Source organism: Clostridium sp. AN503, from assembly GCF_040719375.1.
GTDB lineage: Bacteria > Bacillota > Clostridia > Lachnospirales > Lachnospiraceae > Brotaphodocola.
In genome coordinates, this window is sequence record NZ_JBFDTP010000002.1 from 18,639 (window position 1) to 32,721 (window position 14,083).

Below are 14,083 nucleotides of genomic sequence, written 5' to 3' on the forward strand. Positions count from 1 at the left end.
GACAGTTCGGCGATTAGGGATGGAGACAGGAAGAGAAGGAAGGATGACATCTGAGAAAAGAAAACATCATCTATGTGGGGATTGACCTGCATAAGGAAACCCACACAGCAGTCATGCTGGACTGCTGGAATACGAAGCTGGGAGAGATTACATTTGGCAATAAGCCATTGGAGTTTCCAAAGCTGGTAAGGAAGGTCAGCCGTTTTGTGACAGAGGATAAGGCGGTGGTATACGGTCTGGAGAACGCCTATGGATACGGACGTGCTCTGGCAGTATGGCTGATTGAGAAAGAATTTCATGTAAAAGACGTAAACACGGTATTATCCTACGCCCAGAGAAAAAGCGTACCCATGTACCAGAAAAGTGACAGTTATGATGCAGAAGCCGTGGCTCTGGTGCTAATCAATATGCTGGACAAACTGCCGGATGCGATACCAGATGATAAATATTGGACGCTGGGTCAGTTGGTGAACCGGCGGGACAATATCTGTACCCATTTGCACAGGCTGAAGAACCAGCTCCATGAGCAGCTTTGCATGGCATATCCCAGCTATAAGCAGTTTTTCAGCGATATTAGCCGTGCAACAGCATTATATTTTTTCAAGGAATATCCATCGCCGGAACATCTGCTGGGAAAGACAGCGGAGGAATTGGCGGAAGAGCTGCGCCCGGTCAGCCACAATAACTGTTCGGTCAAACGTGCGGAGAAGATACTGAATCTAGTTAAATCTGATGGCGAGACAAGACGGGAGCATCAGGAAAGCCGGGATACGATAACAAAAAGTCTTGTCAGCGATTTAGAGCATTACCGCATTCAACTGGAGGAAGTAAACGAGGCAATCGAAAACTTACTGCCGGAATTTAACTGTACCCTTACCACCATGCCGGAGATTGATGTGATAACGGCGGCGAATATGCTGTCAGAGATAGGTGAAATCACCCGCTTTCCCAGTGCGGATAAGCTGGCGAAGTTTGCCGGGATAGCGCCAGTCAATTTTTCATCGGCAGGAAAAGGGAAGGATAAGTGTCCGAAACAGGGAAACAGGCGGTTACAGGCAATCTTTTATTTTATGGCAATCCAGATGATACAGGTATCAACAAACGGAACTCCGAGAAATAAGGTATTCCGGGAGTATTATCTGAAACGGGTTGCGGATGGAAAGAATAAACAGCAGGCATTAATCTGTGTATCCCGGCGCTTGGTAAATATTGTGTAGGGGATGCTGAAAAACCATACAGAATACCGGGAGCCGGAGTAATAAAGGCTGACAGTTACGAGCAGTTTGTGCTAAGATAGAACCAGAAGAAGCACAACGATTGGTTTACCACCTTTTCCAAAAGAACAGAGAAAAAGGGGCGAAAGTTATAAGCTGGATGACTCGGTGCCAAGGGGGATTCTGAGACTTAATATTCAGGAGAATTAAAGAAAGTAGATAGTAAAGATGCCGCAGCGGATGCTTTAGCAGAAAGAATTGGCGGAGAATCCAGAGTAAAGTTCTCTAATGACCCCAACGGGCGAGAATTTGATGTAGTAAGTGATGATTATATTGCACAAGCAAAACCAGATTTGAAATCTTATGGTCAAAGTTGGAGAAAACAGACTAAAGCAACCTTTGAGGCAGCAAAAGCAACTGGAAGGAAGGCATATTTCCAATTTGAAGGTACACCTGCAGATGATATATTACGCAAAATCGCTAAATATGGTGAAAGATATTGGAAGTCCTGAGGAAATGCGGGAAAAAGCAAAAGAAGGTTATTTTGTCAGAGATCCGGAGAGAAACCAGGTATACTGTCCGGCAGGAGAGATTCTGAGACAGAAGAGCATAAAGAAAAACGGAAACATTCGCTATGTGAATAAAAATGCCTGTAAACACTGCCCAAACCGTAATAAGTGTTACAAGGGAAAAGGTGAATGGAAAGAGATTGATTTTACCAAAGACCAACGGATAAAACCATGTAAGGACTGGCTGAAAGCAGAAGGAAAGAAAGCGGAGGAAACGAGAGCAGATGAAAAATGGCACTATGAGAAAAGAAAGGTTGTGAAATTTTTTCTGAAACCAGACAAAGAAAAAATGAGCCAGAGAATGTGCCTGTCGGAGCATCCATTTGGAACAATAAAACGAGCGATGGGAGCCACTTATTTTCTATTGAGAGGGATACGAAAAGTGGCTGGGGAGTTTGCGCTCTTTTGTCTGGGATATAACCTGGAACGGGCGAAAAATCTCCTTGGATTTCAAAAAATGATGGAATTGATGGAACAGGCATAAGCCTCTTTGTTCACTCTGTGTATTTTATTCAGTTTTCAATGTCACAGATGAAAGAAAGGGGCTAAATTTATACCTAAAGATAAGGTTTTCGGACAGACTGAGGGGGGAACTTTGATGAAGAACATATTGAAATACTGTACTTTGATTTTTCTGCTTAGTGCCATTTCTTTTCCTGCATATGGCGGAACTTGGCTTCGTTATGGGGTGAACTATACTTTTACGGCGGGCAGCCGGGGAACCGTGGTGCAGTGATTAATGCATCTGTCAAAGAAGTGTGGAACGATGTATATGAGGCCAAACTGGATGGGCAGATTATGAAAAGCCAATGGTTGGGATACTGTCATCCAATCTATAATCCGGACGAGCCTAAATGGTGCTATTTTAAAGAGAATGGCAAGGAGGCTATGGATTGGACTCAGATTGATGGAAATTGGTATAATTTCGGCGGCGGCGGAACAATGATTACCGGTTGGTATCGGACGGATGGAAATTATTATTATTTTGACCCGGTTACTGGAATTATGCAGACATCTGGAACAGCAATGCGAGATGGGGTAACCTATGAATTTCAACCGGATGGACTTTCCCAAAAAATCGATGGACTTCTGATAGCGGAAGCGGGCGATACCGATGGTTGGGTTGAAGAAAATGGGATATGGTATTACTTGCGTGACGGTCAAAAAGTGATGAATGAGTGGCTGCAGGATGGGGATAACTCTTATTATGTAGGGGAAGATGGCGCTATGTATACCGGTAGTCATATTATGGACGGCTGTCTATATATGTTTTCTTGGAATGGCAGGTTGATGAAGGACGGAAAACAAACATATAGTAATGGAGTGAAGTATGTTTTTGATGGGACTGGGAGAGGTGTCCCGGCAGAAATGAACGCTGAGGAACGTATGCGCTATTCAGCGAGTACTATTTGGTGCGAAATGACGTATGAAAAGAGTACCCTTTTCCGAAAATGCGTTGCATTTTGCTTGTTGGGAAGTATCCCAAACCCTCTGAAAAATCTCTCAAACCTTATCTGTCTGGATAAGGGGGATCTGTTGCATTTCTTCCCTCACTATATACAACACCGGACAAGGCGGTTTTGCCGAAGTTTTGAGGAAAAATCGCAATGCCTTTATGGTTTATTTTACTGTCTACTCCACACTACAAAGTTTGTAATTTCCTTTCCCGATTTTCATTACAATTCCGTCTGCTTCATATTGATTTAGGATTCGCTGTAACTGGCGTGCGCTGCAATTTAAGTGAAAAGCCGCCTGCTGCAAGCCTTTCATTTCTCCGCCGCTGCATTTATATTTCATGTATGTTAAGACACGCTGCTTCAAACTTGCCGGGGCAGCGTCAAGTATGGTAATAGATTCCATTTTTTGAGTTAAGGATTCACATACCAGTTGTAAGAATTTGCAGTTTTGAAGCAGTGCGCTTTTACTTGCTTCGACAGACAAGGTAAGACAAACGACATCATCATTTGCTTCTGCATAAACATTGCTTGGTTTACTTGGGAAAATTTCCATTTCGCCGAGCAAATCATTTTTTCTGCCGTTTGCAAGAGAATACACCGACCCATCATCTCTGATAAAATAAATACTTACTATACCTTGAATAATGATTTGGAATAGGTGTTCTTTTTGCAATGGGGTGGAAATAAATTCGCCCTTTTTATACTGCGTAACAAATAAATATTCTCTTAAGTTGCCCATTACGGATTCAAATTTGGTTTGCTTCAAATAAGTTTCAATGCGTGCACTGTCATAAAATCTTTTCATACAATTTCTCTCCAAACAAGACACATGTCCGGTTCTTTCTTTGTAAGTATAGCGTATAATGATGACGATTACAAGAAGCAGAATGTGGAGGTTTGGGATTGATGACAACAGTATTTGAAGAAGAAAACATTTCAAAAGCAATTTTGCGTATGGGATTACCCGCCATGTTAGGGCAGCTCACAACGCTGATTTATAATATTGCAGACACCTTTTTTGTGTCCTTGATGAAAGAGCCTGCAATGATTGCCGCAGTGACGCTATGCACACCAATTCTTTTGATTATCATGTCGATTGCGTCCATTTTTGGCATGGGCGGCAATAGCGTGATTGCAAGGCTATTAGGAGAGGATAAATCCAAAGAGGTCAAAAGAACACTGAATTTTTGTTTGTACGCAATGGCATTTGCTGGGATTACCATTCTGCTCGTCGGCATTCTCTTTATGGGGCAGATTGCAAAGCTGTCGGGTGCAGACGCAGAAAATATAGCTTATACCAATGATTATTTGAGATATGTTTTTCTGGGCGCACCCTTTATTATCCTTTCCAATGGATTAGTCCACTTATTTCGCTCGGTTGGATTTATTAAAGAAAGTACGATTGGATTGGCACTCGGAAACTCTATCAATATCGTGTTTGACTTTGTTTTTATCGTATTATTTGGCTGGGGAACGGCGGGTGCTGCTCTTGCCACGTCCTTTGGTTTCTTCGGTTCCACGATTTATTACCTGGTCTGTATGATAAAAGCGGAGAGAAACGGAAATCCGTTGGTATCACTTGCGATAAAAGATTTTGCACCGAACAGAAAAATGGTGGACAGCGTAGTAAGTATCGGAATCCCCGGTGCGCTGATTACCGTTCTGCTCAGTGTTTCCAATATCGTTCTCAATAACTTTATTGGAAATTACGGCTCCGACGCGGTTGCATCATACGGAATTGCCTATAAAGTGGATATGGTTCCGATTATGCTGTCGGTTGGTCTTTCACAGGGCGTTGCACCGTTGAGTGGGTATTATTACGGCGCAGGGAAAAAAGAGCGTGTGTCGCAGGCGATGAACTTATCTATTATTTATGGAATCTGTTTGGGAGCAATCTTTTTAGTAGTATTTTGTTTGTTGGGGGCAGAACTGGCAGGCGTATTTCTTCATGATGAGTCATTGGTACAGCAAGCGGGATATTTTATCAGCATTTTAGGTTTGTCAGCCCCCATGCTCGGTATCATCAACATGGTAACAAGCTATTTTCAGGCGCTGGGCGTTGCGATAAAGTCTTTGATTATTACAATGATGAGAAACGTTGTTTTGTTTATCCCGGCAGTGGTACTTTTAAACAACTTGTGGCAATTAAACGGTGTTATCGCTGCACAGCCGGTTGTGGAAACGGTTTTGGCGATTGTCTGCATTGTAATGTATGCAAGAGATTCAAGTTTGAAAAAGATTGTACAGACTGCGGGGTAAACTGATCCATAGTAAGATTAGTGCCACCTGCAACAAAGCCGTTACTCTAACGGAAAACGATTGTTACAGCGTTAAGCGGCGGTATCAAATGCTTAACGTATTGGGAGGTATTGCCATGTCCTGTTTTTATGTGCTGAATCATTGTGAATCATCAAAAAAATCCTGTTTCCTGCAAAGGGATTTTGCGGCTATGAAGATGAACAAACAAATCATATTGACTGCTTAAATAATTCATATTACCCAAATGCCTATGCCGTTTTATGCAGTGTGGGCGTTTGTTGTAATACCCCCTACCGGGAAGAAAGAGGGTGATTTCAGATGATTTATTCCGAGTAGTACAAGGAGCGTATAGAATGTGCTTTTGCCGCCTTTTGCAAGGTTGTCCTTCGCCATACCGCTTTCAATGCCTATCGTGACATTGGCAGAAAGCAGAAGCATGAAATATCCCTTGAATATCTCATGGAAGAAAAATATTTCAAGCCGTCTACAACAGACAGCTACTTTGAGAAGCAGAGCAAGCCAACTGTCTATCATGTATGTGGTAAGACTGTCATTATCGGGAATGAGCAGTTAGGACAAGCCTTTTCTGTTCTGTCAGAGCAGAGGAAAAACGTGCTTGTTTTGTACTTCTACTGCCATTACACAGACGCAAAAATCGGGCAGATATACGGGAAGAGCAGAAGCACAGCAAACTACTGGAAGTTAGCGACGTTGAAACAGTTGAGAAGAGAATGGGAGAGGTTGGAACATGAGCGAGAAGCTGATACCATTTGAAACGATTGAAAAGGCAGTTGCCGGAGAACCGGAAGCGGTCAATGCTGTCCTGCAACATTACCGAGGGCGCATAAAGTATCTGTCTATGTATCAAGGACACTTCAATAGCGACATTCAAGACAGTTTGTAAATGCAGCTTGTAAAAGCAATCCTTAAATTTCGCATTGACAGGTAGTGAATAGCAAAGCCTTGCAGCCTTTCGTTTCCATTCCGGCAACTTACAGGTAGAAAAGAATTGGGAGAACGGAAAGGAAGGGAATTGATTAAATCAGTAATTATTTCATCTTTACTTTATATATCTTTATTTAATTGCGTTGGATTTTCCAACGTAGGTTTTTCCAATGTTGGAAAATCCAATGTAGGTTAATCCAACACTGGAAGTCGTAACTGCACGATCACTTTATTTCATGTAAACAACTGCATGAATTGCCATAGTATTGTTACGCAGTAGGGGGTAAAAAAGCCTTGATTTATGCGCTTTACAGACACGAAAATATCAAGAGCAAGGGTTTTATACCTTTTCCCTCAAAAATGACGTTCTACTGCGTAAGAAAATAGAAAAACGGTGTGTACCGTTTTCTTGCAGTACACACCGCTTTCGTTGCAATCCTGTTTGTCAGCCGTTAAGTTAGTTTTCTTGTGATACTTCCTTATCGGTGTTCATCATATGGAAATCCCCTGGATAGTTCGTTAAATATACATAGACCTTACCGTTCTTCCATTGCATGTACCAGCTCCACGATCAGTTCATGGGTGGGAGCAGGCACGCCGCATTTTTTGGATGCGCGGACTACGGAACCGCTGATGGTATTGACCTCGGTCTTCCGTCCGGCGCGCAGGTCGGCGCAGATGGAAGTGATGCCCTCCGGTGAATTCTCGGAGGCGGAGCGCACTTTTTCTGTGATGGCCGCCTCATCAGCAGTAAGGCCGAGACCATGCGCCACCTCTACGGCTTCGTGGATCAGGCGCCTGGTGATGTTCCATGCATGTTCATTTCCGGCGATAAAGCCCATGGGAACCTGCAGCACCCCGGTCACTGCGCTTAAGGAAACGTTGGTGAACAGCTTATCCCAGATCAGCTGTTGGATATTGTCATGGATATGCCCCTGAAAGCCGCAGTTATCCAGTACTTCGGCAAGCTTTGGGAGAAAGCCTTCCCTGTCTGCTTCCAGCATTCCGATGTTGGTGTTGCCTGCTCCGCCGCGGCGCACATGGCCAGGCGCCAGGACCGCGCCGTTGTCCCCTGTGGTTCCGATGATAATACGGTCCACCGGGACAAATTCAGATAAAATGTCTTCATGGCCGGAGCCGTTCTGCAGGGTCATCAGATAGGTATCCGGTCCGATGATGCCCCTGTTGTTGTCAAGCGCAGAACGGGAGAACAGGGCCTTTACAAACAGGATGATCAGATCCATCGGCTCCAGTCCCGCTGTGGAGGTGACGGCCGTCGGGTGATAGACGACGTCATTTCCGCCCTCCTGGACGGTCAGGCCGTGCTCATTGATGTGATCCACAATTGCCTGGTTGGTGTCCACCAGATATACATCGTTATGTAAGGATAAATGTCCGCCGTAGATGGAGCCCATGGCTCCGGCGCCGATTACTGCTATTCTCATAAGAATTACCGTCCCTTCTACATCTGTGCTTATCTGGAGAATTCAGCCAGCCCTTCGATCGCATAGGCGCGGATCGGGCAGGAATCCAGTCCCTTGATCGGAAGCGGGGAGTAGGACATGAAGAAGGTATCGGTGGTCAGCTCCTCTAAGTTCTTGAGCACTTCCAGGAACACACAGTTTACTTCCATCAAAACATCATGGAATGCACATACATCCGTGTTGTTGCTCTCGATGGAGACGCCGTCGCCAAAGCCCACGCATTTTACCTTTTTGTCACGGAACCACTCGGCGGTCTCACGGCAGATGAAGAGACGTTTGTCCTTTTCCGTGTTGGAATCCGGGGTAAACGGAGCCAGCTTCATCGGGGAATCGATGATAACAATATCGCCCTCCTGGATGCGGTCGCCGCAGGCTTTTTCCAAGTCCTCACCGGTGATCTTGTGGTTCGGCTCGCAGCCTTCAATGTTTACATAAATAGCACGTCCCATAAAGGTGGTGATCGGAAGGGCTTCTACGTCCGCCCAGTTGTCATTGTGATGATACGGACACTCCACATGGGTTCCCAGATGGCTGGTCAAGTCCATGATCGTGTGGAAATCCGGGATCGGGCCTCCGGTGTTGAAGCGGGTCAGCCCGCAGCGCCTGCTCTCGGTCTTCGGATCTAAAACCTTCGTTAAATCTACTACACGTAAATTGCCTAACTGAAATGCACTCATCTTGAAATACCTCCTGAAAATATTTGATAGTGGGACTGCAAAAATTCCTGTATGCCGGAATCCTTCTGCTACCTGCATTATAGCAGTATACCGGTATACCGGTCAAGCGTTTTTTTGTTGACGGGAAAAGAAATTTAAGTTATGATGGTATATATTGATAACAGGAAGATGCGCTGCGGGTTCAGGGCAGAGGAGAAGCAGGGCAGCAGGGGAGCAGGAGGATACATACATGGTCAGCAAAAGTCCATTGCAGATTCAGGCATACGATTATCTGAAAGAGATGATACTTTCCGGGAAGCTGGACCCGGATGTGCTGTACTCAGAAACACGTATGTCTGCGGAGATAGGAGTTTCCAGAACACCTATGCGGGAAGCCATCCAGTGCTTGAGCCAGGATGGTTATATCACTGTAGTACCCAGCAAGGGTTTTATGCTGAGGAAGCTGAACGAGAAGGATATGGAGGAGACCATTCAGATCCGCTGTGCGATCGAAGGCTTCTGTGTCCATGTGGCTGCAGCAGAGGCAGATACAAAGAAAGGGCAGAAGCTGTTGGCGGTTTTGGAAAAACTGCTTGATAAGCAGGAGAAGGCGTTAAACAGTAAAAATGGTCCCAGCCGGGACAACCTTGAGAATGGGATCTGGAGTACAGCCAGCTTTAACCAGTTCATGGAATATGATCACCAGTTTCATCTGGCGCTGGTTGATTATGTTGGGAATCAGGAGTTTAAACAGACGTTCCAGCGTCTGATGTATTTGATCCATCTGACAACAAAGGGTGCATTGGCGGTTCCTGGCCGGACAGAAGATACACTGAAGGAGCACCGCCTGTTCTATTCTTATCTGAAAGAGGGGGATGGAGATGCGGCATATAAGCTGATGATGGTACATCTGATGATGCCGCTGACGATGCATATTGCGTGATGATTTCAGCGATCAGCCTTTTCCAACTGATTTCCACCTTGCCTGCCCCACGAAAATAAGCTATAGTAGATACAAAATGTAAAGATACGGGGTGTTTGCCAATGACAATTTATGATATAGCAAAAGAAGCTGGTGTGGCAGCCAGCACAGTTTCCAGGGTGATCAATGAGAAACCGGGCATCAAGGCGGAGACAAGGCAGAAGGTACAGGAGCTTTTGAAAAAGTATAATTACATACCGGATGCAGCGGCAAGGGGGCTGGTGATGCAGTCCACTAAAATCATCGGGATACTGATCGTGGATATCCGTGTGACCCATCATATAGACAGTGCATTTGTGATCGAACAGGAGCTGACGAAGCGCGGCTACTGCTGTATTACCATGAGCACCGGCCCAACGGATGAGAAGAAGGCAGAATACATCCGCATCCTGGAGCAGCGCCGGGTAGAGGGCGTGATCCTGATGGGATCCATGTTTACAACGGATGCAGTCAAAGAAAGCATCCAGCGGCATCTGCCGAAAGTCCCGGTGGTGATGGTGAACGGTTACCTTGATCTGCCGAATGTTTCGGGGGTGATCGTGGATGAGGACGCCGGGGTGATGCAGTGCGTGGACCTTCTCATGAAAAAGAACAAGCGGAAGATCGGTTTTATACTGGACTCCCATTCGCCGGCCAACTCAAGGAAACAGCAGGGATACCGTGACGGGATGCGCCGCGCTGGTATGCCGGAGGAGGCACTGTGGATGTACGAGGCTGAGGAGAGCTCCGTAAAGGGTGGTTATGATACCACAGTACGGTTGATAAAGGATCATCCGGATGTGCAGGGGATCATCTATTCTATTGATCTTGTGGCTGTTGGAGGGATCCGCGCGGCATATGACTGTGGATATTCGGTGCCGGATCAACTGGGGCTGATCGGAATTGACAACAGTATTTATGGGGAGATCTGTATGCCCAGGCTTACGACTCTCAATAACAAGCTGCAGGAGCTGAGCGAGGCGGCAGCGGGGATTCTCCGGGAAGGGCTGGAGGGAAAAGTACAAAGTAAAAAAATGATGCTGTTCTCGGAGATCATTGAACGGGAGAGCACTTGAGATGGAACAGGAAAGACCCGGAGGGCGGCAGTAAAAAGATGTATTCTTTTTCTGCCGTTCGCCGGGTCTGTTGTTTTTGGCGGAGGTAAATCGTGATGCAGAAATGATTTACTGTATGGAGATTAGGAGAATACAGAGCGACATAAACTGCAATCGATTTCTAAATTGAAAGAGTGGGAAACTCTATGGGTGTACAATGTGCATAAAAATAAGCCAAAAAAAACGTGCAAAAGTACAATAAATATATACTTGAAAACCATAAATCCATATGATATTATAAAAATACAAACCGCAATCGATTGCAAAAAAACAAAACATCTACAAGTGTAAAGCAGTAGAGATGCAGATGACCATAAAGGTTGTTTTAAGACATGACCGCATCACAGGTCTGAAAAAAGCGGCTGAAACTGCCAGGAATATTTCCAGGGGAGCAGTGAAAGCGTAATTTGTACATAATACGACCATACTTGACAAGGTTTGCATAATGTGTACGTGAATTTCGCAAAACATATAAAATCTTAACAAAATATTTATGGTTATTTTGTATAATTTTGCGATAAAAAGTAATTGAAACAGTTAAAAAATTGTGATAAAATCATAACACAATCGATTGCAAAAATTGTAGATGTACCAAAATGACGTAGAAGGGGATTAAAACAATGTTAAGAATCAAGTACGAGGATCTGGCAGCAGAATTCAAGCGTGTATTGGTCAGCAGAGGTTTTAACGACAAGAATGCATTGGACGCAGCAACAGTTTTTGCACAGAATAGTCTGGATGGTATTTACAGCCATGGGATCAACCGCTTCCCAAGAGTGGTTGAGTATCTGGACAAGGGTGAGATCGATCCTGATGTGGTAGCTACCTGTGAACTGTCTATGGGCGCGATCGAGCGCTGGGAAGGGCACAGAGGTTTCGGTCCGCTGAATGCAAAACAGGCGATGGACCGGGCCTGTGAGCTGGCAAAGCAGTATGGGATCGGTATGGTCGCGCTGGGGAACAGCAATCACTGGATGCGCGGCGGCAGCTATGGCTGGCAGGCAGCCAATGCCGGTTGTATCGGTATCTGCTGGTCCAACACCATGCCCAATATGCCGGCATGGGGCGGCAAGGACCGGAAGATTGGCAACAACCCGCTGATCCTTGCGGTACCGAAGAGCAATGGAGACCATGTGGTTGTGGACTGTGCGGTGTCTCAGTTTTCTTATGGAAAGATAGAGGAGGCCAGGCTTAAGGGACAGCAGCTTCCGGTACCGGGCGGTTATGATGAGGAAGGCAATCTGACTACAGACCCGGCGGCGATTGAGAAGACCTGGAGGGTGCTTCCGATGGGATACTGGAAGGGCAGCGGCATTTCCATCCTGTTGGATCTGATGGCTACGGTTCTGACGGATGCCAATTCGGTACAGAAGATCGGGACCTTTGGCGATGAGATCGGATTGTCACAGATCATGATAGCCATCGACCCGGGCAAATTCAACGACACAGAGACCACTGACCGGATCGTGGATGAGCTGGTAGCAGATATTAAGTCCTCCACGCCAATCCAGGCGGGCGGCAATATATTCTATCCGGGTGAGATAGAGATCAATACCCGCAGGGACAATTTGGAAAATGGCATTCCGGTCATCGAAGAGAAATGGGAAGCAATCCTTAAAATGTAAAGGAGAGAGCAATGATTTTTTCATCTATATATGCAAAGGATGGTTTCGGAAAATATCCGCAGGCGATCCAGACTGCACTTGAGTATTTAAAAGCGAATGATTTTACAAAGATGGAGCCCGGTGTTTATGAGATCCAGGGCAGGGATATCTACGCCCAGGTTATGGATGCCCAGACCGGGGATATCACGGAGAAACGTCCAGAATGCCATGAGAAGTTTGTGGATGTGCAGTTTTTGGCATCCGGAAGGGAACGCCTGGGATTCACTCCGGACACCGGAGACTATGAGGTGGACGAGCGCTTTGACGACAGGGATCTGATCTTTTACAAGGCTGTGGAACATGAAGGCTTTGTGGAGGCAGTACCGGGATGCTACAGCATCTTTTTCCCGGCGGATGTACATCGTCCGGCTATCGCGTCCGGCGAGCCTATGAAGATCCGTAAGGTTGTGGTAAAAGTGAGTGTGGACCTGCTGTAACGACGGCTGGGATGAGCGCCGCCAGGGTCCGTGCGGCATTGGAAAATATGTGATTTACGGCACTGCCTAAGGGAGGGCGGGCGTAAAAATATTATAAAAAGAGAAGGGAAAGAGTTATGAAGAAAAAAGTATCACTTGTATTGGCAGGAGCTATGGTAATGGCATCACTGGCAGGCTGCGGCGGAGGAGCATCTGCTACCGCAACGACAGCAGCGCCGGCAGCAGGCGGGGATGCGGCAGGAACCACTGCAGCAGCGTCTGATGTGAAGGCAGACTTAAACCTGATCATTGCCTCCAACCAGACTTCTTTAGACAATCCTTATTCTTATGGTATGGACAAGTTCAAAGAGGTTGTGGAGGAGAAGTCCGGCGGCAAGATCCAGGTAACCGTACATAAGGGGACCCTGGGGGAGAACGAGAACGAGCTGGTTGAGAAGCTGGAGATGGGCGCTGTTTCCATGGTAGTTGCGTCCCCGGGCTTTATGACTGCGATTGGTGTTCCGGAGGTGGATATCTTCTCCTTAAACTACCTGTTTGACAGCTTCGACCACTGGGAGAAGTGCCTGGACGGTGAGTTCGGCGCCAAGATGAAGGATATCGTAAAAGAGAAGACCGGAAATAACTTCCGTATCATGGCATACTGGTCCTCCTCTGTGCGTGATTACTATGGTAAGAAAGCAGTTACCAAACCGGAGGATTTAAAGGGCATGACCATCCGTACCCAGTCTTCCCAGGTACAGCAGGAGTTCTGGAAAGCCTGCGGCGCTATCCCCACTTCAGTAGCATGGGGCGAGCTGTATCAGGCACTGCAGCAGGGCGTTGTGGATTCCGCAGAGAACGACTACACCAGCTTCATGCTGAAGGAGCACCACAAGACCCCCAACGGGCATTTTATCTCTGAGACCCACCATGACTACACCACCCGTCTTCTGCTGATGAACGGCAGCTTCTATGACAGCCTGACCGACGAACAGAAGCAGTGGATCGACGAGGCGGTTGAGGCCTGCACCAAGGAAGAGCGTGAGGTTGTTTACCGCATGTTCAAAGAGTCCAAAGAGAAAGTTATTGCTGACGGCGCAGAAGTAACCAACTTTGAGGATGTGGATATCGATGCATTTAAGGCGCTGGCCCTTCCGATCCAGGACAAGTTCGCAGCAGACAACAATATGGCTGCAGAGCTGGAGATGGTTCGTGCGGCAGCAAAATAAAAATATCAGATGATTCATGAGACTCAGCAGCCACCTGGGAGACTGGGTGGCTGCTGCTCCGTTTGAAAACCGGCTGTGTACCGGCTGAGAGCGTGTTGAGATTATAAAAGGAGA

16 protein-coding genes and 1 pseudogene are annotated in these 14,083 nt (G+C 46.3%); 13 read left to right on the top strand and 4 right to left on the bottom strand.

The window, feature by feature from the left end:
• Window positions 1-74: 74 nt before the first annotated feature.
• The 5 genes from AB1I67_RS07255 (at window position 75) to AB1I67_RS07275 (ending at window position 3,490) form a co-directional block, all read left to right on the top strand.
• On the top strand, window positions 75-1,217 hold the full coding sequence (locus AB1I67_RS07255; RefSeq protein ID WP_367029192.1) for an IS110 family transposase: 1,143 nt from the start codon (window positions 75-77) through the stop codon (window positions 1,215-1,217).
• Window positions 1,218-1,471: 254 nt separating this feature from the next.
• Entirely contained in the window at window positions 1,472-1,726 is a 255-nt protein-coding gene (locus AB1I67_RS07260; RefSeq protein ID WP_367032580.1) for a restriction endonuclease fold toxin, read from the top strand.
• Complete coding sequence (locus AB1I67_RS07265; protein WP_367029193.1) at window positions 1,674-2,267, top strand: transposase; 594 nt, start codon at window positions 1,674-1,676, stop codon at window positions 2,265-2,267. The genes AB1I67_RS07260 and AB1I67_RS07265 overlap by 53 nt, the downstream gene beginning before the upstream one ends.
• Window positions 2,268-2,381: 114 nt before the next feature.
• On the top strand, window positions 2,382-2,519 hold the full coding sequence (locus AB1I67_RS07270) for a hypothetical protein (RefSeq protein ID WP_367029194.1): 138 nt from the start codon (window positions 2,382-2,384) through the stop codon (window positions 2,517-2,519).
• A gap of 62 nt (window positions 2,520-2,581) precedes the next feature.
• The gene (locus tag AB1I67_RS07275; protein ID WP_367029195.1) at window positions 2,582-3,490 is read left to right on the top strand and encodes a hypothetical protein; all 909 of its coding nucleotides are present in this window, start codon (window positions 2,582-2,584) and stop codon (window positions 3,488-3,490) included.
• Here AB1I67_RS07275 and AB1I67_RS07280 read toward each other — a convergent pair.
• A complete protein-coding gene (locus AB1I67_RS07280) occupies window positions 3,416-4,045 on the bottom strand; it encodes a cyclic nucleotide-binding domain-containing protein (protein ID WP_367029196.1) in 630 nt (209 codons plus the stop codon). The genes AB1I67_RS07275 and AB1I67_RS07280 overlap by 75 nt on opposite strands.
• Before the next feature lie 101 nt (window positions 4,046-4,146).
• Between AB1I67_RS07280 and AB1I67_RS07285 the strand changes: the two genes are divergently transcribed.
• The 3 genes from AB1I67_RS07285 to AB1I67_RS07295 all read left to right on the top strand — a co-directional run bounded on the left by AB1I67_RS07285 (window position 4,147) and on the right by AB1I67_RS07295 (window position 6,403).
• Complete coding sequence (locus AB1I67_RS07285) at window positions 4,147-5,499, top strand: MATE family efflux transporter (RefSeq protein ID WP_367032582.1); 1,353 nt, start codon at window positions 4,147-4,149, stop codon at window positions 5,497-5,499.
• 348 nt (window positions 5,500-5,847) lie between these two features.
• A complete protein-coding gene (locus AB1I67_RS07290; protein WP_367032584.1) occupies window positions 5,848-6,273 on the top strand; it encodes a sigma factor-like helix-turn-helix DNA-binding protein in 426 nt (141 codons plus the stop codon).
• The gene (locus tag AB1I67_RS07295) at window positions 6,248-6,403 is read left to right on the top strand and encodes a helix-turn-helix domain-containing protein (RefSeq protein ID WP_367029197.1); all 156 of its coding nucleotides are present in this window, start codon (window positions 6,248-6,250) and stop codon (window positions 6,401-6,403) included. Before AB1I67_RS07290 ends, AB1I67_RS07295 begins: the two co-directional genes overlap by 26 nt.
• 164 nt (window positions 6,404-6,567) lie before the next feature.
• Here AB1I67_RS07295 and AB1I67_RS07300 read toward each other — a convergent pair.
• From AB1I67_RS07300 to AB1I67_RS07310, 3 genes and pseudogenes are all read right to left on the bottom strand, one after another.
• Window positions 6,568-6,651, bottom strand: a pseudogene (locus tag AB1I67_RS07300) (helix-turn-helix domain-containing protein); the annotation flags it as partial.
• A gap of 329 nt (window positions 6,652-6,980) precedes the next feature.
• Entirely contained in the window at window positions 6,981-7,889 is a 909-nt protein-coding gene (locus tag AB1I67_RS07305) for a ketopantoate reductase family protein (protein ID WP_367029198.1), read from the bottom strand.
• A 29-nt stretch (window positions 7,890-7,918) separates the two neighbouring features.
• Window positions 7,919-8,605: a cyclase family protein gene (locus AB1I67_RS07310; RefSeq protein WP_367029199.1), complete on the bottom strand. Its 687-nt coding sequence runs from the start codon at window positions 8,603-8,605 to the stop codon at window positions 7,919-7,921.
• A 229-nt stretch (window positions 8,606-8,834) separates the two neighbouring features.
• On the opposite strand from AB1I67_RS07310, the gene AB1I67_RS07315 reads away from it, so the two are divergent.
• The 5 genes from AB1I67_RS07315 (at window position 8,835) to AB1I67_RS07335 (ending at window position 13,969) form a co-directional block, all read left to right on the top strand.
• Entirely contained in the window at window positions 8,835-9,527 is a 693-nt protein-coding gene (locus AB1I67_RS07315; protein WP_367029200.1) for a GntR family transcriptional regulator, read from the top strand.
• Window positions 9,528-9,628: 101 nt separating this feature from the next.
• Window positions 9,629-10,621 (top strand): LacI family DNA-binding transcriptional regulator, encoded by a 993-nt coding sequence (locus AB1I67_RS07320; RefSeq protein WP_367029201.1) that lies wholly within the window; start codon window positions 9,629-9,631, stop codon window positions 10,619-10,621.
• A gap of 659 nt (window positions 10,622-11,280) precedes the next feature.
• Window positions 11,281-12,285, top strand: a complete 1,005-nt coding sequence (gene yiaK, locus AB1I67_RS07325; RefSeq protein WP_367029202.1) for a 3-dehydro-L-gulonate 2-dehydrogenase — start codon at window positions 11,281-11,283, stop codon at window positions 12,283-12,285.
• 11 nt (window positions 12,286-12,296) lie between these two features.
• Window positions 12,297-12,761 (top strand): YhcH/YjgK/YiaL family protein, encoded by a 465-nt coding sequence (locus AB1I67_RS07330; RefSeq protein WP_367029203.1) that lies wholly within the window; start codon window positions 12,297-12,299, stop codon window positions 12,759-12,761.
• Between the two features lie 116 nt (window positions 12,762-12,877).
• Window positions 12,878-13,969, top strand: a complete 1,092-nt coding sequence (locus AB1I67_RS07335) for a TRAP transporter substrate-binding protein (protein WP_367029204.1) — start codon at window positions 12,878-12,880, stop codon at window positions 13,967-13,969.
• Window positions 13,970-14,083: the final 114 nt, after the last annotated feature.

Coding starts and splice junctions, on each gene's coding strand:
- AB1I67_RS07265 (WP_367029193.1), top strand. CDS start 1,674: ATGATATATTACGCAAAATCGCTAAATATGGTGAAAGATATTGGAAGT.
- AB1I67_RS07270 (WP_367029194.1), top strand. CDS start 2,382: ATGAAGAACATATTGAAATACTGTACTTTGATTTTTCTGCTTAGTGCC.
- AB1I67_RS07275 (WP_367029195.1), top strand. CDS start 2,582: ATGAAAAGCCAATGGTTGGGATACTGTCATCCAATCTATAATCCGGAC.
- AB1I67_RS07280 (WP_367029196.1), bottom strand. CDS start 4,045: ATGAAAAGATTTTATGACAGTGCACGCATTGAAACTTATTTGAAGCAA.
- AB1I67_RS07285 (WP_367032582.1), top strand. CDS start 4,147: ATGACAACAGTATTTGAAGAAGAAAACATTTCAAAAGCAATTTTGCGT.
- AB1I67_RS07295 (WP_367029197.1), top strand. CDS start 6,248: ATGAGCGAGAAGCTGATACCATTTGAAACGATTGAAAAGGCAGTTGCC.
- AB1I67_RS07305 (WP_367029198.1), bottom strand. CDS start 7,889: ATGAGAATAGCAGTAATCGGCGCCGGAGCCATGGGCTCCATCTACGGC.
- AB1I67_RS07310 (WP_367029199.1), bottom strand. CDS start 8,605: ATGAGTGCATTTCAGTTAGGCAATTTACGTGTAGTAGATTTAACGAAG.
- AB1I67_RS07315 (WP_367029200.1), top strand. CDS start 8,835: ATGGTCAGCAAAAGTCCATTGCAGATTCAGGCATACGATTATCTGAAA.
- AB1I67_RS07320 (WP_367029201.1), top strand. CDS start 9,629: ATGACAATTTATGATATAGCAAAAGAAGCTGGTGTGGCAGCCAGCACA.
- yiaK (WP_367029202.1), top strand. CDS start 11,281: ATGTTAAGAATCAAGTACGAGGATCTGGCAGCAGAATTCAAGCGTGTA.
- AB1I67_RS07330 (WP_367029203.1), top strand. CDS start 12,297: ATGATTTTTTCATCTATATATGCAAAGGATGGTTTCGGAAAATATCCG.
- AB1I67_RS07335 (WP_367029204.1), top strand. CDS start 12,878: ATGAAGAAAAAAGTATCACTTGTATTGGCAGGAGCTATGGTAATGGCA.